Below are 24,093 nucleotides of genomic sequence, written 5' to 3'. Positions count from 1 at the left end.
CCACGGCCAGCGCAGCACCAGCACCGGCCGAGCCGGAGCTGATGGCCGTAGCGCCAGCCGCCGAGGCCCTCGCCCCGATGCCGGTCGTTGAGACGGATGACGCGCCGGCAGACGAGCCTGTCGAGGTCATCACTGCCAGCGCAGCGGCGCAGGATGCCGTGTCAGAAGCCGAGCCTGTCGAAGCCGTCGCGAGCGTGCTGGCCGATGCCGGAAATGAGACCCAGGCAGACGTCACTGCGACAGCAGCGGCGGCTATCGAGGACCCGATGATTGATGACGATCATGATCCGATGATGGAGAGCGCCAGCGGCGATTTCGCACCCGGTGCGCCTGAAGTGGAAATTGATCCGGACAAGGCGGTCTAGCGCGGCGGGCTATCGCCCGGCCGGATCAGTCTTCCTCGTGGAAGCCGGCCTCGACCAGGGCCGCCAACGCCTCGGCGACTTCATCGGCCTGCGTGCCGGAGGCTTCGATTCCGATCTCGGAACCCTTGCCCGCGGCCAGCATCAACAATTCCATGATGGAATCGGCATTCACGGTCTCGCCGTCCCGCGAAACGTGGATCACCGCGTCATAGCCCTGCGCCAGTTCGACGAACTTCGCCGCCGCGCGCGCATGCAGGCCGCGATTGTTGCAGATTGTCACGCGGCGCTCGGCACGGCTCACTTGCCGGAGCCTTCAAGGACATTCGAGGCGATCGCGATATAGCGTTTGCCGGCATCCTCGCCCATCCGGGCTAGGCTATCGAGATCGGCGCGGGAGCGGGCTTCGGCCAGCTTGATCAGCATCGGCAGATTGACCCCGGCAATGATCTCGACCTTGCCCGCCTCGAGCAGGGAGATCGCCAGATTCGACGGCGTACCGCCAAACATGTCGGTGAGGACCAGCACGCCTTCGCCCCGATCAGCATCGGCTATCGCCTGCCGGATATCGTTGCGGCGCTTTTCCATATCGTCGTCCGGCCCAATGCAGACAGCCAGAAACGCATCCATGGGTCCGACCACATGCTCTGTGGCGGCCACGAACTCATCGGCCAAACGGCCATGACTGACGACGACAACTCCTATCATGCGATCATCTAATCGCGGCTTGGCTCATCGGGGAAGCGTCTTTTTGCAACACAAGCAGCTTCTTTGTCAGTGCTGCGGCGCGGCGGGCAGCTCGACCGTGAAGCGCGCACCCAGACAAGCCCCCGTCGCATCAAGCCTGTTGCTGGCGGTGATGCGGCCGCCATGGGCCTTGATGATCTGCCGGGAAATCGCCAGCCCGAGGCCGGAATGGGTCCCGAACGCGGCGCCGGCGGGGCGCTCGGTATAGAAGCGCTCGAACACCGCTTCAAGATTCTCCGCCGGGATGCCCGGGCCGTCATCATCCACCGTGATGACCAGTGTCGCGCGCGGCTCACGCTGTCCGCGCACCGCCGTCACATAGACCTTGCCGCCTGCCGGGCTGAAGGTGATGGCATTGTCGATCAGATTGCGGAACACCTGCCCCAGCGGCCCTTCGCGGCCAAGAACATGGCTGTCCCGAACCTGGCTTTCATACACCACCGGAACCTTGCAGCCCGGCGTGTCATTATAGGCCTCGGTCAGGCTTTCGAGCAGACCGCCAAGATCAAAGGGCGACACATCCTCGCGCGCCAGTTCGGCATCGACCCGGGAGGCGCGGGAGATATCGGTGATCAGCCGGTCCAGCCGGGCGACATCGGCGGTGATGACCGCCAGCAAGCGGTCGCGGCGGACATCATCCCTGGCCTTGGGCAGGGTCTCGGCGGCAGAGCGGATCGATGTGAGCGGGTTTTTCAGCTCGTGCGCGACATCGGCGGCGAAGCTTTCGATCGCGTCGAGCCGGTCATAAAGGGCATCCGTCATCTCCGAGAGCGCCACGCCAAGTTCGCCGATCTCATCCTTGCGCGCCCGCAGGTCCGGCATCTTGACCCGCCGCCCGCCGGCCCGCCGGGCCTCGTGCGCCGCCCGCGCCAGCCGCCGGATCGGCCGGGCGATGAAGACAGTGAGCGCCAGCGAGGACATGCCGGTCACCAGCGCGGCAATCAGGATGAAGGGCAGCAGGGCGCGGCGGTCGGCATCAATCAGCCGGTCGAGATCATAGGATTCGATCGTCACCACCCCGACCACGGCCCGGACCGGCTGGATGGGTATCGAGACCGACACCACGCGGCGGCCATCGGGCTCACGCCGGACGCCGGCAATAATCCCGCCGGCAATGGCCTGGCGAACCTCGTCGCGCAGTTCCCGGTTCAGCGCCTCGCGTTCCTCGGGAGAACGCAGGATATCGGCAAAACCATCCAGCAGGCGGCTCGGAAGACTGGCGGCGGATTCGTCATCTCCGGCCGGATCGGCGCCGGCAGGGGGCAGTTCTGAGGTTTCAAACACATCGGCCAGCAAATGGCTGTCCGCCACCAGGGTCGCGCCCTTGTCGAAGACCAGGACACGCGCTTCGGCCGGCACGTAGAGCTGGCGCAGGAGTGCACGGGCGTCGTCATTGCGCAGGGCGGGGGCCGGAAATCCATCCGACGCCCCCTCGGCCAGCACATTGGCGATCAATTCGCCCTGGCTACGCAGCGAATCGAGCTTGGCATTGACCAGACCGCGACGCGTTTCGGTCAGGGCCAGCATGCCGACGACCAGCACACCCAGGGCGACAAAATTCGCCACCAGGATGAGCTGGGCCAGACGCGAAGACGCCCGGGGCGTCAGCCCGCGCAGAAAGGCGCGTGATCGCCGGAAGGTCTCGCGCATGTCAGCTACGTCAATCTTCCTTGTACCGGTAACCCACGCCATAGAGGGTCTCGATGGAATCGAATTCCGGATCGACTTCCCGGAACTTCTTCCGGATCCGCTTGATATGGCTGTCGATCGTGCGGTCATCGACATATACTTGGTCGTCGTAGGCGGCATCCATCAGATTGTCGCGGCTCTTCACATAGCCGGGGCGCGTGGCCAGGGCCTGCAGGATCAGGAATTCCGTCACCGTCAGCCGGACCGGCTCGCCAACCCAGGAACAGGCATGGCGGTTGGAATCGAGCAGCAGCTTGCCGCGGTCCAGCGGCTTGCTGTCCCCCGGCTCGCCACCGGTCAGCGTCAGCGGTTCCGACGCCAGGCGGGCACGACGCAGCACCGCCTTGACGCGCTCGCCGAGCAGACGCTGGGAGAATGGCTTTGCGATATAGTCATCGGCACCGAGATTGAGACCGAGCGCCTCGTCGAACTCGTCATCTTTCGAAGTCAGGAAGATCACCGGGATGTTCGAGGACTGCCGCAGGCGCCGCAATAATTCGAGGCCATCCATACGCGGCATCTTGATGTCGAAAATTCCGAGGTCCGGCGGATCCTCCGTCAGCGCAACCAGCGCCGAGGCACCGTCATTATAGGTCCGGACATGATAGCCCTCGCCCTCAAGAAAGATCGAGACCGAAGTAATGATGTTCTCGTCGTCATCGACGAGCGCAATTGTAGCCATGCCATCTCCGCCCATTGCACCGCAAACCGAAAGCCGAATATTGCCGTTCGACCGGGAGAATAGACGCGGCAGGGCCCGCACGCCAAGCAGGAACCGCCTGAATGCGCCCGGTTCATATGCTTTTAAGCCTATTGGCCCAGTCTCGACCGCGATTCACCGGGGGTGATAATGGCTGCCGATACGCATTTCGAAGTCTTCCTGAAGAAGAACCGCAAGGCTGCGTGGACCCTGTATGAAGCGCAGGACGACCGCGAAACAGCCATTCGGCTGGCGCATGATGTCTTCGCGAAAAACAAGACCGGCTCTGTCCGCCTGACCAAGGAAGTCTATGACGAGGACGCGCGCACCTTCCGCTCCGTCCCGATCCTAGAGCTCGGCGAGGAAAAATTCGCTTCCGATGAGGAAAAGACCGGCACCGCCAGCCTGCCCTGCCTCTCGCCCGAAGACCTGTCGAAGCCACACGCACGCGACACGATCCGCCGGGTGCTCACGGCCTGGTTCGAACGCCTGCAGGCCCTGCCAATGGAATTGCTGCACCGGCCGGACCTGGTCGAGAATCTCGAGGCCTCCGGCACCGATCTGCAGCACGCGGTCCAGAAGGTCGCGATCGCCAGCGCCAAGGACAGCGATGCCGATGTGCACGGCTATGTGAAACAGCTCAACGAGCTGGTCCAGATGGCCCTGACGCGCATCTACCAAGATGCCCGCGCCAAGCGCCTGCCCGACTACCCGGCCTCCAAACCGTTCAAGGAAATCGTCAGCGAGATCCATGCCGGCGATCAACGCGCCTATCTCCTGCGCGCCGCCATGGCGAACCGCCTGAAATCCGCCAAACGATATGGCGACAAGCTCGACGCCCTGATGGACATGGGCGACAAACTCGATGCAGAGGGGCCCGAGCGGAATTTCGCCCTGACGGAAATCGACAACTACGCCGCCGAAGTCATCAGTTTCGATGCCGGCATGGCGGCGCTGCTCGGCCAGTGCCGGGATCTGGGAGAAACCCTGGAACGGCTGACCTGCCTGTTCGATGGCGACCCGGGGGCCGAAGCCATCAATTATGCACCGGGTGTGTGCAAGCGCATGGCTCGCAATATCGGCAAGGGCGAAATGGACGCCTGCCGCAATGTCGTCGCCAAAAACCTTCTGGCAGAATTGCAGCGCCCCAAACGCCTGCGCCCGAGCAGCCTGTCCGAGGAGCTTCGACTGGCGCGGGAGCTGGCGCAGAAACTGGTCATGAGCCCGGATTCCCTGCTGCCGACCGACGCATTGATCAAGGCCTTCGCGGCCCGCTCGGCCCGTCTCCTGCACCCGGAAACGATCGATGAATTGCTGAAACACGCGCGCGATCCCGATGAGGAAATCGAGCTTTTGCTCGGTCTTGAAGAGAATATTGTCGGCGAGATCAACAAGCAGAAACTGGCCGGCTATATTCAGGGCCTGCTCGGCTCGCAGACGATCACCACCTGGTATCTGCGCGGCCCGAGCAAGCCGCTGGAACGGCTGGCCTCGCTGACCGCGCATCAGCGCCGCGTGCTCAAGGGCCACTACCCGGCCCGCGAGAAGGGCGAGCTGGCGAGTGCCCTCGATGCGCTTGGCATGAAGATCATCGATGAAAGCAAGATCCTCAACGCCGTCGAGGCCGGGGATCGTCCGGCGCTCGACAAGGCCACAGGACTGCTCCGGCTGGCAACTGCCGGCGCATTGCCGGCCGGCCAATGTGCACAGGATGCCCAGGCCCGCGCGATCCGGCACCTCAAATCTGCGGGCGGCACCAGCGAATCGGCGACCGCCGAGGGCAAGGCCAAGCTCAAACAGATCCAGACCATGCTGGTCCAGCTCACACCTCGCGCAAACGCCGCCTGATGCCGGCGAGCATCCGGAGCCGCGCCTGCGGGCTTTTCAAGTCGCAGCCCCACGCCTAGTCTCGCCGCATGTGGATCAGAACCGGATTGGCAATACTGGCAGGACTGGCGGGCGGCAGCGCGCTGGCCTTGCTGCTCGTATTCGGTCCGCTTGAAATCGGTGGCGCCCGGGCGGGACCCTGGCGGACCAATCTCCTGATCGGCGCCCCCGATGCCGGACCCATGCTTCGGGCGGTCATCGCCCGGCGCGGCCTGCTGGCGCTGAACCGGTCCGAAACCATCTATTTCAACGCCACGACAGACGATCAGGGCGAAACGCTGCGCGAGGATTGCACCTATCGCGTCAGCTTTGACGCCCAGCCCGATGCGCGCTGGTGGAGCCTCACCCTCTATGCCGAAGATGATTATCTGGCGGTGAATGGCGATCAGGCCGCCTCGGTCACAGCCGGGCAGGCCGGGCCCGGCATCGCGGAGCCGATGACCGTGCTGATCGCCGCGACCCGGCCGGACAGTGCAGCCAACTGGCTCAGTTCGCGCAATGGCGGCGATTTCGCCCTGACGATGCGCCTGTATCAACCCGCTGACGCGATCAGCGAGGCCCCGACCCTCGCCGCCTTGCCGGTGATCGAGCGGCTGTCCTGCGGAGGCGAACGCTGATGCGCTGGCTGGTTCCCCTCGCCGCCGGACTGCTGGCGGGAGCGCTCGGCTTCTGGGTGAGCCTGGACCGGGTGCCGGGCTTCATCATGTCGCGGACGATGGAGCGCATCCTGGATGGCGGTGCCCCGCTCAACGGCGTCACCCACGTCCCGCCGGTGACCGAGACGAGCCGCGGCGTGGTGCGGCCCAGCCCGGACATCCTCTACTCAGTCTGCCCCTTCGACCTTTCGGATGGCCCGCTCCTGATCCAGGCCCAATGGCCACAGAGCGGCAGTTATGCCTCCATCAGCCTGTATGATGCGCACACCAACAACATCTTCACGCTGAGTGATCGCGACCAGGGCCGCGCGGCGGCCATCTGGCTTGACCAGGCCGGCACCACGACCGCACCGGCCGGTGCCATACCGGTCGAGAGCCCCAGCGAAACGGGCCTGGTCCTCTACCGCCGCATCGTCGAGGACCCGTCCGGGCTTGAGGTGGCCGATGCCGGCCGCCGCAGCTTCATGTGTGAGACCCAGCAGCGCTGATCCCGCATGGCCAACGAAAAACCCCGGAGCCAGGCTCCGGGGTCTCTCATTCAACAAGGCCGGTCGATGGACCAGGCCCGGCTATTCCGGTGACGCGTCGGCATCGTCCGCCGGCTCGTCCGGATCCACCAGCTTCTGGGTCAGGAAGGTGTAGAACAGGGCATCGCGCAGGGCGTTCTCGGCCAGATTGGCCGCCCCGGCATGGCCGCCCACCGTGTTCTCGTAATAGAGATAGGAATGCCCCACCTCGGACAGCAGATGCGCCATCTTGCGCGCATGACCCGGGTGAACCCGGTCATCGAGCGTCGAGGTGTAGAGGAAGATTTCCGGGTATTCGCCGTTGGCATCGACATTGTGATAGGGCGAAATCGAGCGCAGGAAGGCCCCTTCGTCAGGATCAGCCGGATCGCCGTATTCGCCCATCCAGGAATTGCCCGCCAGCAGCTGGTTGTAGCGCAGCATGTCCAGCAGTGGCACGCCGGAGACGACCGCATTCCACAGATCTGGCCGCTGGGTGTACATCACACCGGTCAGCAGGCCGCCATTGGAGCGGCCATAGACAGCGAGATGACGCGGCGAGGTCAGACCGGTCTCGGTCAGGTTCTCCGCCACCGCGATCAAATCATCATAGATGATCTGCCGGTTCATTTTCAGGCCGGCCTGGTGCCAGGCAGGCCCGAACTCGCCACCGCCGCGGATATTGGCAACGACATAGGCGCCGCCATTTTCCAGCCACAGGCGGCCAGCCACACCCGAATAGCTCGGACGGATCGAGACCTGGAAACCGCCATAGGCGTAAAGCAGGGTCGGGGTCGTGCCATCCATCACCGTGTCTTCGCGGCGCACCACGAAATACGGGATCATCGTGCCATCGGTCGATGCGGTTTCGCGCTGTTCCACCACCAGGCCTTCGGTATCGAAACGCGCCGGCATGGATTTGATCGGCTCAACCGTCAGTTCGGCGGAATTGACCAGCGAAAGCGTATCGGGGGTCAGGAAGCCTTCGGCGCTCATGAAAGCCAGGTCTTCATGGCTGTTCGTGCTGCCCAGTCCGATCGTCATATTGGCCGGAACCGGGATCGTTTCCGAGGTCCAGGCGCCATTCTCAAAATGGAAGGCTTCCAGCCCGCCGGCGACATTCTCGTCGATCTCGACCAGGAAGGCCGTACGGGTCGAGCCCATACCGCCGAGCGATTGCCGGGCCCGCGGGACATAGACGGTGTGCACGGCGGGCAAGTCTCCGCTCGCCGCGAATTCCGCCATCTCAAAGGAGAGCAAGGAGCCCTGGGCGAAGCTTTCGCCACCCTCGGCCGGCGTCCACTCTTCCTCGATGGTGAAGATCAGCTGGCCGTGGAAAATATCCTGGATCGAGGACTTGGCCGGCAGCGGCAGCTGAACCGGCGCCGCATCCGCAGGCAGATACCACCAGGTGGTGTCGTAGAAAGTGACGGCCTGGGAGGCCATCATATAGGCCGTGCCGTCGAAATCCTCGACGCGGAATGTGAACAGGCCGACATCCGCCTGATTGCCGCGCACGACTTCGACGGCATCCGCCAGCGCGGTTCCGCGCTGCCAGCGATATGCGACTGATGGATAGCCCGACGCGGTTGTATCGGCTTCGCTGGTGGCCAGTCCGACCAGCAGGGTGTCGGCATCAACCCAGCTCACGCCACCCTTGGCCTGGGGTGTTTCGAACCCGCCCTCGATGAAGGCGCGGTCCGCAACAGAGAACTCACGGCGCACAGCGGCATCGGTGCCCCCGTCGGACAAGGTGAGAATGCAGCGCTCGTAATCCGGCCCAAGGCAATTCGCGCCGCGCCAGATCCAGTTCTTTCCTTCAGCCTCAGACAGCGCATCAAGATCCAGGATGACATCCCATTCCGGCGTGTCGGTGACATAGCTTTCCATCGTCGTCCGGCGCCACAGACCATGGGAATGGGTCGCGTCCCGCCAGAAATTCCACACATAGCCGCCATAGAAGGCGCCGCCCGGGATCCGGTCCTCGCTTTGATAGATGGCCAGGGCCTCGTCAAACATGCCCTGATAGCGCGGATCGCCCTGCAGGCGATCAAAGGTCCGCTCGTTCTGGCCTTCAACCCAGGCAAGCGCCTCCTCGCCCTCGACCTCTTCCAGCCAGAGGCGTGGATCGTTCTCCGGATCAATCTGGACGATCTGCCGGCCGTTCCCGGCGGCGGTGTTCTCAGGTGTCACGCTGTCTCCATTGTCCACGGCCGGCTGGCTGCACGCTGCCAGCAGCAATGCGCCTGCCGTCGCCATCAACTTGCTCATCGTTGAGCTCATCATTGAATTCCCTCTACCGGTTCAGGGCGCAGTAAAGCCCGCTCTGGTGCTGGACGTAAAGCCGTCTCGGCGCTATCGCAACAGGATGATAGCACGATTGATGAACGGCGCCGGCAATGCCTTTATCCTCGCCGATGCGCGCGGCAGACCGTCGCCGACCCGGATCGACGCCGCCCGGATCCGCGAGTGGGCACAGCGCTGGCCCTTCGACCAGTTGCTGGTTCTGGAGACCTCCGGACGCGCCGATGCCTTCATGCGGATCTGGAATGCCGATGGCGACGAGGTCGGCGCCTGCGGCAATGGGACACGCGCCGCGGCATGGCGGATGATGGAAGACAGCGCCCGCAACCGGATCGCCATCGACACGGCGGCCGGCGTGCTGCTGGCCAGCCGTACGCCGGGGCAGGAAGTCAGTGTCGACATGGGCGTGCCGCGACTCGACTGGAGCGAGATCCCGCTGGCGCGGCCGATGGATACGGTCAGCCTGGATTTTCACACCGAAATCGACGGTATCCGGATCGAGAATCCCGGCGCCGTCAATATGGGCAATCCCCATGCCGTCTTCTTCGTCCGTGATGTCGAGAACCTGCCGGTAGCACAGCTCGGGCGCGAGGTTGAATTCGATCCGGTCTTCCCGGAACGCGTCAATGCCGGCTTTGCCCAGATCCTCGACCCCGCCCATATCCGCCTGCGCGTCTGGGAGCGCGGCGCCGGTCTGACCCCGGCCTGCGGCACCGGGGCCTGTGCGGCGCTCGTCGCCGCGCACCGCCGCGGCCTGGTGGGGCGGCGCGCATCGGTCATGGCCGATGGCGGCGAATTGTTCGTCGAATGGCGCGAGAGCGATAGCCATGTCATCCTGACGGGGCCCGTCGAGGACCAGGGCGAGATCGAAATCGATCTGTAAGCGCCGGGCAACTGTCGCAAAAGTAACTTTCGGGCCAGACTTATCCTAATATTATCCAGTTACTTCGCCGCGCTTGCGCGGAACGGCACTGATCAGAAGGCGTGTTCATGGACAAGTTTCACTCCATCCGGAATCTCCTGGCGGCGACTGGACTGGCAGCGCTGATCGCCCTGCCCGCAATGGCCCAGGACAATGGCGCGAATGCAGGGTCCACCGCGCCAACGCCCCAGAGCATTGCGATGGAGCTGTTTGCCGGCGCCAACACTGCCCTGCGGTCCGACGACTATGAGAGCGCGCGACGCATGCTCGAGGCCGCCCTCGATCTCAAGCCGGGCCACCCTGCCATCCTTCGCGGGCTCTACCGTGTGGCACAGCAAGCGGAACGTCCAGACGATGCGCTCGACGTGCTTGAACGCATGGCCGCAGCCGGGCTGAGCTATGATACCGCTGACGAAGCCGGATGGCTCGCAGCCACCGACAGCCAGCGCTTCGCCGCCATCAATCAGCAGCTGGCGGCCAATCTGGCCCCTGCCGGGCAAGCGGAGCGGGCGGCCCGCATTGACCGGCCCGACGCGCTGATCGAGGGCGTCGCCATCGATATCGAGACCGACCGGATCTTCCTGTCCTCGGTTGCCGGGCGCGAGATTTTGATGCTCGAACCCTTCGCGCCGAACGAGCCGGTCGTGTTCGCCGACCGCGAGGACGGGCTGTGGTCCGTATTCGGCATTGCCGTCGATGACCGCAGCCGCATGGTCTGGGCCGCATCCGGCGTCGTGCCTCAGACCCCGCTGGCAGCGGACGAGGAGACCGGCACGGCCCTGTTCGCCTTCGACATGACGACAGGCGACCTCTATCGCCGCTACGAGATCGAGGGGGCCGAGCGGCTCGGCGATTTCGTGGTGCGCGACGGCATGGTTTACGTCGCCGATGCCGGTGCGCCACGCATCTATGTGCTCAACTCGCTCTCCGGCCAGCTGGAACTTCTGGTCGAGGACCCGCGCTTCGTCAGCCTGCAGGGCCTCGCACTGGCGCATGGCGCGCTCTATGCCGCCGACTACGCCATGGGCATCTGGAGGATCGATCTGGGCGATCACAGCGTCTCGCTGGTTCGTCCCGGCGATGAGAGCCTGATCGGGATTGATGGTTTCCTCAATACCCGCGAGGGACGGCTGATTGCGGTACGCAACGGCGTCTCGCCGCACCAGCTCATGGCCATCGATCTCGATGCCGCCGGACATGCCGTCGCCAATGTGGATGTCCTTCTGCGCGGCCATCGCGACATGACAGACGATACGGAACCGACGCTGGTCGACCTGGCTGATGGCCGCGGCTGGCTGGTGGCCAATGCCGCCTGGCCGTTGTTTCCCGAAGACGGGTCCGCTCCCGATGAACCGCGCCCGGCGACGATCATTCTTCAGTTCCGGCTGCCCTAGCGGATCAACATCAAGCGCCGCCGGCTGCGCCAGACCTAGCCCCCGGCAGTCCCGGGCTCGAAGATTGATGCCCCACAGGTCTGCTGAATCACCACCTCGGCCGTAGCGAGCCGGTGGATGACACTGGCGACCTCGCCTTCGGGCATGCCTGCCCGGCGCATGCGCTCACCGGTTTCGGCCACCGTTTCATGCGCTTCCAGCGCGTCGGCGATATGTTCCAGCTGCTCGGTATCGAAGCGGGACCCCGCCTCGCGGGACAGGCATTGGCAGGCCGGAGCCGGATGGGCGCGGGCGCCGCAGACGGCCACGATACGGGCAGCGGCTTCTTCAAGCAGCTCGGCAGACGCCATGCCCGGCCCGGCAAGCGCCATGGCGAGCGCAAGCACAAGGGCGCCCACCGCCAGTCTAAGGATCGTGCTGGTACAAATTCCCGACATGGTGCGACATAAACTCCATCACCTTGAAACAGGCGTACCAAAAACCAATTTTGATTCGGCGCTTCCAAACCGGGCGAGACGAGTCATAATTGATGAATCCCGATCGGGAAACTGACCAAGGACAAGATTATGAAACGCCTCCTTATCTGCCTCGCCGGAATTTCCGTCCTCACAGCCTGCGCCACGCCGACGCCCTACCAGGCGGCCGGGGGTGATCAGTGGGGGTTCCAGGAGACCCAGATTGAGTCCAACCGCTTCCGGGTATCCTTCAGTGGCAATTCACTGACCGACCGCGAAACTGTCGAGACCTATTTCCTCTACCGCGCCGCCGAGCTGACGCTGGAGCGCGGGTTCGATCACTTCATCGTCGTGCAACGCGCCACCGACACAGAGACCCGGATTGTCGGTTCCGGCGGTGATCCGTTCTACCGGCCCGGCTTCGGCCTGCAATACAGCTATTTCCACCCGCGCTGGGGCTGGCATGGCGGTGGTGATCCGTTCTGGAACGACATCAATTACCGGGAGATCACCCGCTATGAGGCCAGTGCCGAAATCGTGCTCGGCCGTGGTGCCAAGCCCGATGACGCCAACGCCTTCGACGCGCGCGATGTCACAGCCAATCTCGGCCCGCAGATTGTGCGGCCCGAAGCAGGCTGATCCGCCTCAGAAGCTGGCAGACAGACCCACCAGAACCGCGCGCGGCGCACCCGGCCGCAATCCGGCCGGCTGCCGCGCGACGGCATAGACCTCGTCGGTCAGATTGCGGACCGAAAGGCGCGCCCGCAGCTGATCGCTGAAGGCATACCAGGCGGAGAAATCTGCCACGGTGTGGCTTTCGATGCGCTCGCTGGCGGAAATAGCCCCCTGGCTGGCCCGGGTGCGCACTTCATCGACCCAGGAGATTGCGAGCTCGCCGCCGAACCGGTCGGTCTCGATGCCGATAGCGGTGAATAATTGCTGTTCCGGGATATAGGGCACCAGATCACCGGTCTGCACCACGCTCCAGGGCTCATAGCCGGAATTGAACGCGGTCTGGAATTCGGCCTCGGTCCAGGTGTAGGCCGCGCGCACCGGCACGGAAAAACCGACCCCGAGCACCGGGCCGAGATCGGCATCGCCGGTCAGTTCCAGGCCCCGGACATCGACCCTGCCGCCATCGAACTGGTCACCGACCGTGCAGTCCCCGCCGGTTGAATTGGTGCAGCTGCCGATCAGGTTCTCATAGCCGTTAAAGAAACCGATCGCTTCAACCTGCCAGTTTTCGCGGCCATAGCGCGCACCCAATTCCCAATTGGTCGCGTCTTCCGCTTCCTGCGTCGTGGAACCGGGGGCCGGCGGGGCGAAACCGCGATGCACGCCGGCAAACACCGAGAGATGGTCATCAAGATCATGGCGCAGCCCGATACCGGGAATGAGCGCTTCAATCGTATTGGTCCGCACCGTCAGATTGGCGCCGGTACGGTCGGGGTCCAGCTTCCCGAAATCCTCGCGGCGCAGTTCGACGCGCTCATAGCGCAGGCCGGGGGTGAGCATCCAGTTGCCGAAACTGATCTCGTCCTGGATGAACAGGGCCAGGGCCTCGGCGCTTTCGATCCGGTTGGAATCGGAGCCGGGCGCATCGACGCTGGTCTGCACCATCTGGCCATCATCCATGCGGAAGCGCTCGACCCATTGATAGCGGTCCATCTCGTCGCGATGCGCGCGGATGCCGACGCGCCAGGCATGGTCAGCCCGGGCCAGGGTCATGTCACCGGCGAGCTCGAACTGGACGCCCTGCGCGGCATAATCGCGATTATTGTGTTTGACCCGCAAGGCATCGTCGGCGGAGACAAAGCCGCTGGCACCGAGCACGACATCGAAGGCATCGGCATTGGCGGCCGGGTCCTCGAGCAGGGCGGCGATGGAAACCGATCCGGCGGCACCGGCACCATCGGGATCGACGCTGTCGAGCTTGAACCAGTCGCGGGAGAATTCGGTCGAATAGGCAACGGCAGAGAAGACCAGACCGCCCTCCAGCTCGCCGCGATAGCGCAGCGAAATTTCGGAATGCTGCGCGTCCATCGCGTCCAGCTGGCTGCCGGCATAGCGGCGGAAGGGATCGGCGGCGAAATCGGCCTCGGTGAGGCCGAGATAGGTTTCGTTGGACAGCTCGTCTGAATACTGGCCCTTCAGCTCGAACATGTGGGCGATACCGCCGGCGTCGAACTCGAAGCGGAATTTGCCGACATAGTCCTCGATCTCATAGCCGGTCGACGCGCCCTCGAAACCGTCGATCGTCTTGAAACCGTCAGCACTGTCGAGATAGGCCTCGAGCAGGCCACCAATGCGAACACCATCGGCCGTTTGCGTCATCCCGCCGGCAAAGCCATGCCCGCGCAGGATGCCCTCATCACCGGCCCAGACGTCCAGCTGGCCGGAGAAACTCTCCGGAACCGGCGTCGAGAGCAGGTTGAGCGAGCCGCCCTGGGTGCGCGGCCCGTAGCGCACACCCGCCGCACCCTTGATCACTTCAACCCCGGCCATGCGGCCGGTATGGGGGAAGTAGTAGGCTGCAGGGGCGGCATAGGGCGCCGGGGAGATCAGGACGCCGTCTTCCATCAGGGTGATTTTCTCGGAGCGGTCGAGGCCGGTGCCGCGCATGCCGATATTCGGGCGCAGCCCATAGCCATCCTCTTCCTGGATATTCACCCCGGCGACGGTGCGCAGCAGGCGGGTGATGTCGGGATAGTCATGGACCGCGAGATCCTCGGCATCGAGCAGGTCTGCCGAGCCGGGCACTGAATTCGGATCGCCACCGAGCCCGATCACCGCGATCACATCAGCATGGCTGTTCGCCAACGCCGTTTCCTGCGCCCAGGCGGGCATGGAAATCGCGACCAGTGCGGTCGCGGACAAAAGCGTATGGCGCATGGGAACCCCCGGCAGACATGCATTGCGAATGAACCGCAATTACAGAGCATGCCGGTGCGTGTCCAGAAATATTGAGAGTGAGTTGCATAGTCTGTCGCAGGTGCGCAAAGAAAAAGGGCCGGGGGATCGCCCCGGCCCTTCCATCCAGAATTGGATCCGCTGACTATTTCGGTGGCATGCGCGCACCGGCATCGAGGCGGACGCATTCGGCGTTGATATAGTCATTCGTGACCATGAAGGCGACGAGATCGGCGTATTCGGCCGGGGTGCCGAAGCGCTGCGGGAATTGCAGGTGCGAGGCGAGGCTCACTTTCACTTCCGGCGGCATTTGCTGATAGATCGGCGTCTCGAAGAAGCCCGGCAGGATGGTGTTGACGCGAATACCTTCGCGCGCCAGGTCGCGGGCCATCGGCAAGGTCATGCCGTAGATCCCGCCCTTGGAAGCGGAATAGGCCACCTGGCCGATCTGGCCGTCCTGGGCAGCAACCGAAGCGGTATTGATGATCACGCCGCGGCCGGAACCGCCATCGGGATCGATCGACATCATGCCGGCAGCCGATTTGGCGGCGCAGATGAAGGAACCGATCAGATTGATCGAGATCACCTTGGAGAAGCCGGCAAAGCTGTGAGCGGAAACTTCGCCGGTCGAGGAGGAGCGGCGCGCCGTCTTCTCGGCCCAGCCGATCCCGGCACAATTGACGAAAATGCGCTCCTGGCCATGGGCCGCGCGGGCCTTGGCGAAACCGGCATCGACGCTGGCTTCATCGGCGACATTGACCTGGCAGAACACGCCGCCGATTTCCTTGGCGACCATTTCGCCACGCTCGGCATTCATGTCGAAAATGGCAACCTTGGCACCATCGGCGGCCAGACGGCGGGCCGAGCCTTCGCCGAGCCCGGAAGCGCCGCCCGTAACGATAGCGGCAATAGACGCGTCAATTTTCATCGGTTCATTCCCCTGCGTGGATTGGCACATCGCCAAACAAGATTTCTGTTCAGGGGCGTAGCGAAAAGGCGCTGCTTCCGCAAGCGGGGCACAGCGCCGCATTCCCGGCTTCACCGCCGCCCCGGCCAATGTTAGAGCTGGCCGCGATCCCACCTCTCTGCCAGGAGACCCTGACATGTCCGGCCCCTATGCGCTTCTTCTCCATGGCGGTGCCGGTGTGCTCGCCGATCACGGTTATCCCGAACAGATCGTCCACATGCGCAAGCTGGCCGAACTCGGCAAGGCCATGCTCGGATCAGGCGAGAGCGCCCTCGACACCGTTACGGAAATCGTGCGTCAGCTGGAAGCCTCGGGCCTCTATGTCGCCGGCAAGGGCGCCTCGCCCAACAAGGCCGGACGCTATGAGCTCGACGCCGCGATCATGACAGGCGTCGATCGCAAGGCCGGCGCAGTGGCCGCACTCACCGGTTTTGTCAGCCCGGTGCTGGCAGCCCGCGCCGTAATGGAAACCACCCCGCACGTCATGCTCGCCGGACGCGGCGCCGATGCCTTCGCGATGCAACAGAATCTCGAGCGGGTCGACAGCGTGAACGATTATTACACCCCCGCCGCCGCGCCCGACGACCGGGCCATGGCGACCGGGACGGTGGGCTGCGTCGCACTCGACAAGGCGGGACATCTCGTCGCCTCGACCTCGACCGGCGGCACGCTGAACAAGATGGAAGGCCGCATCGGCGATTGCCCGGTGATCGGCTCGGGCACCTGGGCCGATGACCGGGTCGCCGTTTCCTGCACCGGCCAGGGCGAGTATTTCCTGCGCCGCGCCACGGCCAAGGACGTTGCAGCCCGCATGGCCTATGGCGGCGCCGACCTGGCAACGGCCTGCCAGGCCGCGATTGACGATGTCGGCGCACTGGGCGGCGAAGGCGGGCTGATCGCCGTTGACCGGCATGGCAATATCGCCCAGCCCTTCAATTCGCCGGGCATGAAGCGCGCCGTGGTCCATGCCGACGGTGCGATCACCGTCGATATCAGCTAGCGCACACCGGAAATGAACGGGTAAAATCTGCGTCCTGCGGCAAATCTTAGCGCGGACTTAACCCTCGCCATCATACCGCCATCTGAGTGCGCTTTTGTCCTGTGGTCTTTTGTGAGGTGTATTGCCGTGACGTTCCGACTTTGTCTGACTGCTCTCGTTTTCGTCCTCGGCCTCGGCGCGCCGGCGCTGGCGCAGAGCGAGCCCGAATTTCGCGGCGAGTATGGCGATTGGCGGGTCTTCACCCGCACCGGTGATGACGGGCTGGTCTGCTACACGCTGAGCCGGCCACGCGACGCAACCCCGCTCGCCCATGACCATGGCAATGTCTATTTCCTCGTCTCCTCCTGGCAGTCCGGTGCGGTCGAGGAACAGCCCAGCCTGCTGGTCGGCTATGACCTGCGCCCCAACAGCCCGCCACAAATCCGGGTCGGCTCCAGCCGCTTTGACCTGTTCGCCGACGGTCAGGAAGGCTTTCTCGACAATCTGGGCGACGAGCCCTCCCTGATCCGGGAAATGCGTCGCGGCTCGACCATGCGCGTCACCGGCACCACGGTCGACGGCATTGCCACCGCCTATGAATTCTCGCTCAGCGGCGTCACGGCCGCCTTGCAACGGGTCTCCAGCCTCTGCGGCTAGGCCCGACCGGCACCAGACGCGATTAGGCCGGGCCGCGCTTTTGTGATATTGCGCGCGCCTCCCGACCCCTTGGACGACCGTTTCGATCATGAACCATGCGCTGAACATCGCTGCCGCCCAGACCAATGCCCCGCGCATCGACGAAACCACGCCGCGCGCCCTGCCGTCGCTGGCCGGGATGGGCCGGACACAATTGCGCGAAGCGGCGCTCGCCTGCGGTGTCGAGGAACGCAAGGCCAAGATGCGCGCCAACCAGCTGTTCGGCTGGATCTATCATTACGGCAGCACCTCCTTCGACGAGATGACGAATATCGACAAGGAGACGCGTGCCCGCCTTGCCGCCCATTACACGCTCGACCGGCCACGCATCCTCGAACGCCTCGTCTCCACCGATGGCACGCGCAAATATCTGATCGAGCTGTCGCCCGGCGTCGAGTGCGAGACCGTGTTCATTCCCGATGTCGCCCGTTCCGGCGCGCTGTGCGTCTCCAGCCAGGTGGGCTGCACGCTCAATTGCACCTTCTGCCATACCGGCACCCAGGCCCTGGTGCGCAATCTCACCGCCGCCGAGATCGTCGCCCAGGTGATGATCGCGCGTGATGATCTGGCCGAATGGCCAAGTTCGAACGATGATCGCAAGGTCACCAATATCGTCTTCATGGGCATGGGCGAGCCCCTGTACAATCTCGACCATGTCTCGGACTCGATCGACACCATCTCCGATCCCGAAGGCATGGCCATCGGCCGCCGCCGCATCACGGTCTCGACCTCCGGCGTCGTGCCGAAAATCTCCGAGCTCGGCACCCGCACCAACACCATGCTGGCCATCTCGCTGCACGCCACCAATGACGCCCTGCGCGACGAGCTGGTGCCGCTGAACAAGAAATACCCGCTCAAAATGCTGATGGACGCGATCCGCGCCTATCCGGGCCTCAATAATTCGCGCCGCATCACCTTCGAATATGTGATGCTGAAGGGCGTCAATGACAGCCTGGCCGAGGCGCGCGCCCTGGTGAAACTGCTCAAGGGCGTGCCGGCGAAGATCAATCTCATCCCCTTCAATCCCTGGCCCAACAGCCCCTATGAGTGCTCGGACTGGCCGCAGATCGTCGCCTTCGCCGACCTCGTCAACAAGGCCGGCTATGCCTCCCCGATCCGCACCCCGCGCGGCCGCGATATCTTCGCCGCCTGCGGGCAATTGCGCTCGGAAAGCAAGAAGGTGAAGGCGAGCGTGTTGAAGAAACAGCGGCTGGAGCAGCAAGCCGCCGCCAGTGAATGACCGCCGCTATCCTTTACCGCTGGCGTCTCAAGCCCGGCCGCGAAGCTGAATTCCGCGCCGCCTGGAGCGAGGGCACGCGCCTGATTCACCTGACCTGCAAATCCTATGGCGCCCGCCTGCACGAGGGCGAGGACGGGCTGTTCTGGTCCTATGCGCTGTGGCCCTCCGAAGAGGTCCGCACCGCCTGTTTCGCGGACCATGACTGGTTCTCGCAGGATTGTTTCAAGACCATGCAGGCCTGTATCGAGGAGCGCTTCGACGAGACCCGCCTCACCCTCACCGATGATGCGCTGACGGCGCCAACCCCGCGCCTTGAGCCCGCCTTGCTGACCACTGAACGCCTGCTCCTGCGGCCCATGGTGCTGGAGGATTGCGAGGCCTTCCTGCCGGCCCTGACGGATCCGGAGACGATGAAATACTGGTCGCGCGGCCCGCTGGCCGATATCGAAGCGGTGCGCGACTATCTCAGCTGGAATATCCGCGGCGACGGGGTGGAGAGCTTCGTCATCGCGCTCAAGGACACGCCCGAAGATGCGCTCGGCTGGGTCGTGTTGATGGATCGCAAGAACAATGCGGCCGAGACCGGCTATATGATGCGCCCCGACCAGCAGGGTCACGGCTATGCCCGCGAAGCCACCGCGGCCGTTGTTGAACATGGCTTCACAACCCGTGGCCTGCGCCGCATCTATGCCGATACCGATCCCGACAATGCCGCCTCCATCCGCCTGCTCGAGGCGCTCGGCTTCGAGCTCGAGGGACGGCTGCGCGCCGCCTGGGAAACCCATATCGGGGTCCGCGACAGCCTGATCTTTGGCCGGATCCGCAACTAGGCTCGCCTGAGGCGCACCCAAAAGGGTTCTTTAACCACAATCATGGTCTGAAGGTTTCATCCAGTAAGGAATCGAAACCGTGCGCGCCCGCCCGACCGCCCTTCGCCGCTATCTCCCCGCCATCGCCGTCAGTCTGGCTGTGATCAGCGCTCCGCTATTGTCTGCGTTTGAGCCCGTGCGCGGCGATGAAGCGGCGGCCATCTTCCCGCCGGGTTGGACACATGCCGATGTCATGCTCGCGACGGCGGATGCGGACCTGTCCTTCGTCCGCTTCGGTGCCTTTGCAAATATCGGCATTGTGCAGATCGTCGACGAGACCTCCCTCACCGCATTACGCCAGGCCGGCGCCCTGATTTTCCTGCCCCCCGGGGCCCTGGGCGGCTGCCTGTTGCCGCGCGGCGCCTCCACCCCCTTTGACTCCGCATTCTCCAGCATCGGAACTTCGACATGACTCGTCTTGATCACCTCAGAACCCAGGCCCAGTCAGCGCTGACCCTCGTCATCTGCGCCGGAGCACTTCTCTACCCGCTCGCCGCCTTCTTCCTGGCGGCTGATCGCCTGATCCCCGGCACGATCCTGCTGGCCGCCGTGGCCGGTGCCGCAGTCTTTGTCTGGAAGACCGATCCGAACTCGACCGCGTCACGCATCACAACCGGCGCAGCCCTGATCGCCTTCCCCGCGACGCTCGTCTACATGATGAGCGGCTCGGCCTGGCAGATCGACATGCACATGATGTTCTTTGCCTGTCTGGCCGCGACCGCCGTCCTGCTCGACTGGCGCGTGATCGTGGCCGCCGCCGCCGTAACCGCGGTTCACCATCTCTCCCTCAACTTCATCCTGCCCTGGGCAATCTTCCCCGAAGGCGCGAGCTTTTTCCGCGTCGTGTTTCACGCCATTATCGTCATTGGCCAGAGCGTCCCGCTGATCTGGATGACTGCCCAGGCGGCCAAGGCGCTGACCGAAGCGGACGTGAGCACCCGGGACGCCAATGCGGCCCAGCAATCGGCTGCAGACAGCGCCGCGGCAGAGCAAAGCGCCAAGGCCGATACTGAAACGCGCCGCGCCGCTGTGGCGCGTCTTGCGACCGAATTCCAGGATGCCCTGCGCACCGTCGCCGGTGGCGTATCGGGGGCCGCCGGCCAGGTCGATTCCCTGGCCCGCCAGCTGCAGGTCGATGCGGGATCGGCCCAGGAAGGCGCCCGCAGCGCCGCCGAACGTGCCGGTCACACCAATTCCAATGTCCAGTCCGTGGCCGCCGCCGCGCAACAATTGTCAGCCTCGATCTCCGAAGTTTCGCGCATCCTGGAAAGTTCCGATGATGTCTCCGAACGCGCCGCAGCCGAGGCTGTCGGTGCCGGCCGCTCGATCGATGACCTGCAGGCAGCCGCCAAGGAAATCGAGGACATCATGCAACTGGTCGCGGCCGTCGCCGAACAGACCAATCTGCTCGCCCTCAACGCCACCATCGAGGCCGCCCGGGCCGGTGAGGCCGGTAAGGGCTTTGCCGTCGTCGCCTCGGAAGTGAAGGCCCTGGCCGAACAGACCTCGCGCGCCTCCAGCGATATTGCCGGACGCATCGAGGCCATGCGCGGCGCCTCGGGCGGAGCCGCCAGTTCGCTGGGCAAGATTGCCGAAACGATTGAAGAGCTGCGCGCCTCGTCGAACAGTGTTCGCGGTGCCTTCTCGGAACAGAGCAGCGCCACGCGCGAAATCGCCGAGCTGGCCGAACGGGCTGCCGGCGACACTTCCGAAGTCACACGCGAAATGGACAATGTGAACGGCGCCGCCGGCCGCACCAGCACCGCGGCCGAGGAATTCATGCTCGCCTCGTCGGAACTCAACCAGTCAGCCACTCAGCTCGATGCCGAGCTCAACGCCTTCAAAGCCGCACTCGACGCCGCCTGACGGCAGGCCTTCAGCAGAACAAAAAGCGGGCGGTGCCAGGCTGGCACCGCCCGTATCTCATTCTGCCCGTCTGACCGCTCAGGCCGGCTTGCGGAAGCGGTAGACGAAGCGATCCGTATGCCGCCGGATATCCGGTGCGAACACGCTGCCGGTGCGGTCATCGGCCGGGTTGGCCAGCATTTCGCTTTCGCCATCAAGCACGAAGCCGGCCGCCATCACCTCGTCGCGCACCACCTGGGCGTCGATACGGTGGGTGTCATTGACGAAGGTCACGCCGGACCCGTCCGGTGCGTGGTGGTCGATCACGATATAGACGCCGCCCGGGCGCAGGGCGTCGTAGATCGCCTGGTTCATTGCCGCGCGATCCGTGCCCGAATGCGCCGTGTCATGATAGAAAAGCACCATGAAAACCGCGTCCAGCGGCGTATCGATCGCCGCGTCCAGGCCTTCCAGGGGAGCGACCACACGGGTCATGTTGCTGCGGGAATCCGCCAGCTCGCCCAGGGCGGTATTGCCGTCGGCAAAAGCCTCCGCGACCCAGCTCGGGTTGAAGGCATAGACATGGCCTTCCTCACCAACGGCCGTCGAAAGCACGCGGGCGTAATAGCCGCCGCCCGGCACAATATCGGCAACCTGCCAGCCATGCTCGAGACCGGCAAAGGCCAGCACTTCCGCCGGATGGCGTGCAACATCGAGCAAACGGTCCTCTTCCGGACGGGAGGCGTCGGCGAGCGCCGCCTCGATCATCACCGGCATGGGATCAGCCTGCGGCGCAGCGGCGGCTGCCGACGCGTCATCACCACCGGCCGGAGCGGCAGCGGGCGCGGTGTCTGTTTCACCGGACGGTGAACAGGCTGCCAGCGCGAGGGCTGCAGCGGAAAGGCAAAAGAGTAGGCGCATGGTCTTGTCCCCGAAAATGATCCCCAGACTTTCGGCGACAATCATCCCCATGACGGTGCGCGACGCCAATCAATTCGCTGTGAGACCCTGACCGACCCTCAAAGATTCAAGCCTTTACCCTTGAGAAGGGTTTTTCTGGCATTGAATAGCGTGTGTCCGGAGCCTGATTCCTTCCGCGACCTGGGGAGATTGAATCATGCACTTCATGCTCGCGATCGCGACGATCATGGCCGTTGGCGCCGCCCTCATCTACCGGGCCGAAAGCCGCCGCGAAGACTGATCCCGCCGCACTGCTTGCAGCCACTTGCACTTCGCCACGCAGGCCGTTTATCTCGGCAATCCGATCTTGCTGCGAAGGGCCACGCCATGCTGCTCCATCACGCCACCTGGCCTGAAGTCGAAACCTATCTGAAGCGCTGCAAGGGCATCGTGATTCCGATCGGCTCGACCGAACAGCACGGGCCCAACGGCCTGGTGGGCACGGATTCGATCTGCCCGGAAGTGATCGCCACCGAAGCGGCCGCCGAGGCGGGCTTCCTGGTCGGACCGACCTTCAATGTCGGTATCGCCCAGCACCATCTCGGCTTTCCCGGTTCGATGACGCTGCGGCCCTCGACCATGATCGCCGTCATCAATGACTGGACGGAAAGCCTGCTGCGCCACGGTTTCAAGCGGATCTATTTCTTCAACGGCCATGGCGGCAATATCACCACGATCAGCGCCGCCTTCGCCGAGTTCTACGCGCAATGGTCGCTCGATGCCGAGCCATGCCCGGCGCGGCTGATGCAGCGCAACTGGTGGGAATTGCCCGGCGTGATGGACACCTGCAAACAGCTCTTCCCGGTCGGCGAGGGCTCGCACGCCACCGCCTCGGAAGTCTCGGTGACGCAATATGCCCTGCCGCAGGCGATCAAATCCGTTGAAATGAGCCCCAAGATCGCACCCTCGGGAAGCTTTGCCGATGCTGCCGATTATCGCGCCAGATTCCCCGATGGCCGCATCGGCTCGGATCCGTCGCAGGCGACACCGGAGAAGGGCGCGCAGATCGTGGCCGTGGCCAAACAGGCCCTTATCGCCGATGTCGAGGCTTTCTTCGGAAGCAAGAACGCCGCCCTAGCTGCCCAATAGACAGTTCGCGGCGGCGCATTGGAGTTCCGGGTCCTATTCGGCCAGGGCGGCGATGAATTGCGCCTCGATCTTGTCGGTGGATTGGTTCACGACATCGCGCTCACGCTCGATCAGGTGCTTTTTCAGCGCATCGGAATAGTGCGGACGGGCCTCGCCGAGCACATGCGCCGGCGCGAGCAGGACGAGGCGGTCGAATGCGCCTTTCCCGGCTTCGCGATTGAGCCGGGCGACCACTGACTGCACGAAATTGTGCTTGGCCTGGCTGTGCCCGTCAGTGTGTTCCACCGCGGCATGGGCCCCGCTGGCCTTTATGACCCGGCCGGGGCGGTCGGAGTCATGATCATGGGCGGGCGGATTGTCGAGCTCGTCCTGATCAACCAGTTTCAGATTGGGCTGGTCGTCAAAGCCTTCATTGCGCCAGATCAGCGCCTTGCCGCCATCAAGCGCGGCGACCCAAGTGATAGCGTCGATGGGGGTGTTCACGGGCAGTCTCCCTTGTTTCTTCCACCCTTGAACTGGTTATGGGCACAACCGCACGCAAGGCCGCAGCCCGGCGCATATTGTCGCGGCTCCTGCCCGTCAGCCACTGGCCGGGCGCGGCGAAGACGATGAATTCAGCCCTGCGTCTGCAATTTCATCCAGCTTGCGGATTTTTCCGTATCATACCGATTCCATACGCCTGATTTCCCGGCTATTCAGGCGTATGGACATCGTTCTGATCACCACAGTCATTGCAGCACTCTTCCTCGTAATCGGCGCGGCCGAGCCGCTCGCTGCGCAATTGCGCCTGCCCTACACCGTGATCCTCGCCGTGCTGGGTCTGATGATCGGTTCCGGGGCGCTGTTTTTCCTGCATACCGAGCTGACCGATGCCCTCAATCCGGTGGCCGAGGCGATTCTCGGCCTGCCGATCCGC

24 protein-coding genes and 1 pseudogene are annotated in these 24,093 nt (G+C 64.2%); 15 read left to right on the top strand and 10 right to left on the bottom strand.

All coding sequences use genetic code 11. The annotated features are described in order from the left end of the window. Positions 1-365: pseudogene (locus tag ACN0YF_RS13400) on the top strand (hypothetical protein); the annotation flags it as partial. Between the two features lie 25 nt (positions 366-390). Here ACN0YF_RS13400 and ACN0YF_RS13395 read toward each other — a convergent pair. From ACN0YF_RS13395 to ACN0YF_RS13380, 4 genes are all read right to left on the bottom strand, one after another. Next, positions 391-666, bottom strand: coding sequence for an HPr family phosphocarrier protein (locus tag ACN0YF_RS13395; RefSeq protein ID WP_417494774.1), 276 nt, complete (start codon positions 664-666; stop codon positions 391-393). Next, positions 663-1,070 carry a PTS sugar transporter subunit IIA gene (locus tag ACN0YF_RS13390; RefSeq protein ID WP_417467747.1) on the bottom strand — a complete coding sequence of 136 codons (408 nt, stop codon included), beginning with the start codon at positions 1,068-1,070 and terminating at the stop codon, positions 663-665. The genes ACN0YF_RS13395 and ACN0YF_RS13390 overlap by 4 nt, the downstream gene beginning before the upstream one ends. Positions 1,071-1,136: 66 nt before the next feature. After that, complete coding sequence (locus ACN0YF_RS13385; protein WP_417483076.1) at positions 1,137-2,759, bottom strand: stimulus-sensing domain-containing protein; 1,623 nt, start codon at positions 2,757-2,759, stop codon at positions 1,137-1,139. Positions 2,760-2,769: 10 nt separating this feature from the next. Further along, positions 2,770-3,480 carry a response regulator transcription factor gene (locus ACN0YF_RS13380; protein ID WP_417483075.1) on the bottom strand — a complete coding sequence of 237 codons (711 nt, stop codon included), beginning with the start codon at positions 3,478-3,480 and terminating at the stop codon, positions 2,770-2,772. Positions 3,481-3,648: 168 nt separating this feature from the next. Between ACN0YF_RS13380 and ACN0YF_RS13375 the strand changes: the two genes are divergently transcribed. The 3 genes from ACN0YF_RS13375 to ACN0YF_RS13365 all read left to right on the top strand — a co-directional run bounded on the left by ACN0YF_RS13375 (position 3,649) and on the right by ACN0YF_RS13365 (position 6,529). Beyond that, positions 3,649-5,346 carry a hypothetical protein gene (locus ACN0YF_RS13375; protein ID WP_417494773.1) on the top strand — a complete coding sequence of 566 codons (1,698 nt, stop codon included), beginning with the start codon at positions 3,649-3,651 and terminating at the stop codon, positions 5,344-5,346. Between the two features lie 86 nt (positions 5,347-5,432). Continuing rightward, positions 5,433-6,002, top strand: a complete 570-nt coding sequence (locus ACN0YF_RS13370) for a DUF1214 domain-containing protein (protein WP_417494772.1) — start codon at positions 5,433-5,435, stop codon at positions 6,000-6,002. Then, positions 6,002-6,529: a DUF1254 domain-containing protein gene (locus tag ACN0YF_RS13365; RefSeq protein WP_417494771.1), complete on the top strand. Its 528-nt coding sequence runs from the start codon at positions 6,002-6,004 to the stop codon at positions 6,527-6,529. The genes ACN0YF_RS13370 and ACN0YF_RS13365 overlap by 1 nt, the downstream gene beginning before the upstream one ends. Positions 6,530-6,610: 81 nt before the next feature. On the opposite strand, the gene ACN0YF_RS13360 is transcribed toward ACN0YF_RS13365, so the two are convergent. After that, on the bottom strand, positions 6,611-8,818 hold the full coding sequence (locus tag ACN0YF_RS13360; RefSeq protein ID WP_417494770.1) for a prolyl oligopeptidase family serine peptidase: 2,208 nt from the start codon (positions 8,816-8,818) through the stop codon (positions 6,611-6,613). 97 nt (positions 8,819-8,915) lie between these two features. On the opposite strand from ACN0YF_RS13360, the gene dapF reads away from it, so the two are divergent. Both dapF and ACN0YF_RS13350 read left to right on the top strand, forming a co-directional pair. Then, a complete protein-coding gene (gene dapF / locus ACN0YF_RS13355; RefSeq protein ID WP_417494769.1) occupies positions 8,916-9,734 on the top strand; it encodes a diaminopimelate epimerase in 819 nt (272 codons plus the stop codon). 107 nt (positions 9,735-9,841) lie between these two features. Further along, positions 9,842-11,167, top strand: a complete 1,326-nt coding sequence (locus ACN0YF_RS13350; RefSeq protein WP_417494768.1) for a tetratricopeptide repeat protein — start codon at positions 9,842-9,844, stop codon at positions 11,165-11,167. Between the two features lie 35 nt (positions 11,168-11,202). Here ACN0YF_RS13350 and ACN0YF_RS13345 read toward each other — a convergent pair whose 3' ends face one another. Next, entirely contained in the window at positions 11,203-11,604 is a 402-nt protein-coding gene (locus ACN0YF_RS13345; RefSeq protein ID WP_417494767.1) for a hypothetical protein, read from the bottom strand. A gap of 129 nt (positions 11,605-11,733) precedes the next feature. Here ACN0YF_RS13345 and ACN0YF_RS13340 point away from each other — a divergent pair, with 129 nt between their 5' ends. Beyond that, positions 11,734-12,261 carry a CC0125/CC1285 family lipoprotein gene (locus ACN0YF_RS13340; protein ID WP_417483067.1) on the top strand — a complete coding sequence of 176 codons (528 nt, stop codon included), beginning with the start codon at positions 11,734-11,736 and terminating at the stop codon, positions 12,259-12,261. 6 nt (positions 12,262-12,267) lie between these two features. Here the strand turns inward: ACN0YF_RS13340 and ACN0YF_RS13335 are convergent, their stop codons facing one another. Together ACN0YF_RS13335 and ACN0YF_RS13330 are read right to left on the bottom strand one after the other, a co-directional pair. Beyond that, positions 12,268-14,514 carry a TonB-dependent receptor family protein gene (locus ACN0YF_RS13335; RefSeq protein WP_417494766.1) on the bottom strand — a complete coding sequence of 749 codons (2,247 nt, stop codon included), beginning with the start codon at positions 14,512-14,514 and terminating at the stop codon, positions 12,268-12,270. A 163-nt stretch (positions 14,515-14,677) separates the two neighbouring features. Next, positions 14,678-15,460, bottom strand: a complete 783-nt coding sequence (locus ACN0YF_RS13330) for an SDR family NAD(P)-dependent oxidoreductase (RefSeq protein WP_417494765.1) — start codon at positions 15,458-15,460, stop codon at positions 14,678-14,680. Positions 15,461-15,635: 175 nt separating this feature from the next. On the opposite strand from ACN0YF_RS13330, the gene ACN0YF_RS13325 reads away from it, so the two are divergent. From ACN0YF_RS13325 to ACN0YF_RS13300, 6 genes are all read left to right on the top strand, one after another. Then, a complete protein-coding gene (locus tag ACN0YF_RS13325) occupies positions 15,636-16,499 on the top strand; it encodes an isoaspartyl peptidase/L-asparaginase family protein (protein WP_417494764.1) in 864 nt (287 codons plus the stop codon). A 126-nt stretch (positions 16,500-16,625) separates the two neighbouring features. Beyond that, positions 16,626-17,135, top strand: coding sequence for a hypothetical protein (locus ACN0YF_RS13320; protein WP_417494763.1), 510 nt, complete (start codon positions 16,626-16,628; stop codon positions 17,133-17,135). 88 nt (positions 17,136-17,223) lie between these two features. Then, positions 17,224-18,414: a 23S rRNA (adenine(2503)-C(2))-methyltransferase RlmN gene (gene rlmN / locus ACN0YF_RS13315; RefSeq protein WP_417494762.1), complete on the top strand. Its 1,191-nt coding sequence runs from the start codon at positions 17,224-17,226 to the stop codon at positions 18,412-18,414. After that, on the top strand, positions 18,411-19,244 hold the full coding sequence (locus ACN0YF_RS13310; protein WP_417494761.1) for a GNAT family N-acetyltransferase: 834 nt from the start codon (positions 18,411-18,413) through the stop codon (positions 19,242-19,244). Before rlmN ends, ACN0YF_RS13310 begins: the two co-directional genes overlap by 4 nt. A gap of 79 nt (positions 19,245-19,323) precedes the next feature. Beyond that, positions 19,324-19,695: a hypothetical protein gene (locus tag ACN0YF_RS13305; RefSeq protein WP_417483060.1), complete on the top strand. Its 372-nt coding sequence runs from the start codon at positions 19,324-19,326 to the stop codon at positions 19,693-19,695. Beyond that, the gene (locus ACN0YF_RS13300) at positions 19,692-21,149 is read left to right on the top strand and encodes a methyl-accepting chemotaxis protein (protein ID WP_417494760.1); all 1,458 of its coding nucleotides are present in this window, start codon (positions 19,692-19,694) and stop codon (positions 21,147-21,149) included. Before ACN0YF_RS13305 ends, ACN0YF_RS13300 begins: the two co-directional genes overlap by 4 nt. 78 nt (positions 21,150-21,227) lie before the next feature. Here ACN0YF_RS13300 and ACN0YF_RS13295 read toward each other — a convergent pair whose 3' ends face one another. After that, positions 21,228-22,049, bottom strand: a complete 822-nt coding sequence (locus tag ACN0YF_RS13295; RefSeq protein ID WP_417494759.1) for a class I SAM-dependent methyltransferase — start codon at positions 22,047-22,049, stop codon at positions 21,228-21,230. A 366-nt stretch (positions 22,050-22,415) separates the two neighbouring features. Between ACN0YF_RS13295 and ACN0YF_RS13290 the strand changes: the two genes are divergently transcribed. Further along, entirely contained in the window at positions 22,416-23,177 is a 762-nt protein-coding gene (locus ACN0YF_RS13290; protein ID WP_417494758.1) for a creatininase family protein, read from the top strand. A gap of 33 nt (positions 23,178-23,210) precedes the next feature. Here ACN0YF_RS13290 and ACN0YF_RS13285 read toward each other — a convergent pair whose 3' ends face one another. After that, positions 23,211-23,660: a host attachment protein gene (locus tag ACN0YF_RS13285; RefSeq protein WP_417483056.1), complete on the bottom strand. Its 450-nt coding sequence runs from the start codon at positions 23,658-23,660 to the stop codon at positions 23,211-23,213. A 220-nt stretch (positions 23,661-23,880) separates the two neighbouring features. Here ACN0YF_RS13285 and ACN0YF_RS13280 point away from each other — a divergent pair. Further along, positions 23,881-24,093: hypothetical protein (locus ACN0YF_RS13280; RefSeq protein WP_417494757.1), on the top strand; the 213-nt coding region annotated here is incomplete at its 3' end.

Source organism: Maricaulis sp. (genome assembly GCF_048270265.1).
Taxonomy (GTDB): domain Bacteria; phylum Pseudomonadota; class Alphaproteobacteria; order Caulobacterales; family Maricaulaceae; genus Maricaulis.
This window is presented reverse-complemented; position numbering and strand designations above follow the sequence as displayed.

Excerpts from the sequence above, each read along its gene's own strand:
- ACN0YF_RS13375 (WP_417494773.1), top strand. The coding sequence starts at position 3,649 with ATGGCTGCCGATACGCATTTCGAAGTCTTCCTGAAGAAGAACCGCAAG.
- ACN0YF_RS13330 (WP_417494765.1), bottom strand. The coding sequence starts at position 15,460 with ATGAAAATTGACGCGTCTATTGCCGCTATCGTTACGGGCGGCGCTTCC.
- ACN0YF_RS13300 (WP_417494760.1), top strand. The coding sequence starts at position 19,692 with ATGACTCGTCTTGATCACCTCAGAACCCAGGCCCAGTCAGCGCTGACC.
- ACN0YF_RS13290 (WP_417494758.1), top strand. The coding sequence starts at position 22,416 with ATGCTGCTCCATCACGCCACCTGGCCTGAAGTCGAAACCTATCTGAAG.
- ACN0YF_RS13390 (WP_417467747.1), bottom strand. The coding sequence starts at position 1,070 with ATGATAGGAGTTGTCGTCGTCAGTCATGGCCGTTTGGCCGATGAGTTC.
- ACN0YF_RS13380 (WP_417483075.1), bottom strand. The coding sequence starts at position 3,480 with ATGGCTACAATTGCGCTCGTCGATGACGACGAGAACATCATTACTTCG.
- ACN0YF_RS13340 (WP_417483067.1), top strand. The coding sequence starts at position 11,734 with ATGAAACGCCTCCTTATCTGCCTCGCCGGAATTTCCGTCCTCACAGCC.
- ACN0YF_RS13310 (WP_417494761.1), top strand. The coding sequence starts at position 18,411 with ATGACCGCCGCTATCCTTTACCGCTGGCGTCTCAAGCCCGGCCGCGAA.
- ACN0YF_RS13365 (WP_417494771.1), top strand. The coding sequence starts at position 6,002 with ATGCGCTGGCTGGTTCCCCTCGCCGCCGGACTGCTGGCGGGAGCGCTC.
- dapF (WP_417494769.1), top strand. The coding sequence starts at position 8,916 with ATGATAGCACGATTGATGAACGGCGCCGGCAATGCCTTTATCCTCGCC.
- ACN0YF_RS13295 (WP_417494759.1), bottom strand. The coding sequence starts at position 22,049 with ATGCGCCTACTCTTTTGCCTTTCCGCTGCAGCCCTCGCGCTGGCAGCC.
- ACN0YF_RS13335 (WP_417494766.1), bottom strand. The coding sequence starts at position 14,514 with ATGCGCCATACGCTTTTGTCCGCGACCGCACTGGTCGCGATTTCCATG.
- ACN0YF_RS13385 (WP_417483076.1), bottom strand. The coding sequence starts at position 2,759 with ATGCGCGAGACCTTCCGGCGATCACGCGCCTTTCTGCGCGGGCTGACG.
- ACN0YF_RS13345 (WP_417494767.1), bottom strand. The coding sequence starts at position 11,604 with ATGTCGGGAATTTGTACCAGCACGATCCTTAGACTGGCGGTGGGCGCC.
- ACN0YF_RS13350 (WP_417494768.1), top strand. The coding sequence starts at position 9,842 with ATGGACAAGTTTCACTCCATCCGGAATCTCCTGGCGGCGACTGGACTG.
- ACN0YF_RS13360 (WP_417494770.1), bottom strand. The coding sequence starts at position 8,818 with ATGAGCAAGTTGATGGCGACGGCAGGCGCATTGCTGCTGGCAGCGTGC.
- ACN0YF_RS13325 (WP_417494764.1), top strand. The coding sequence starts at position 15,636 with ATGTCCGGCCCCTATGCGCTTCTTCTCCATGGCGGTGCCGGTGTGCTC.
- rlmN (WP_417494762.1), top strand. The coding sequence starts at position 17,224 with ATGAACCATGCGCTGAACATCGCTGCCGCCCAGACCAATGCCCCGCGC.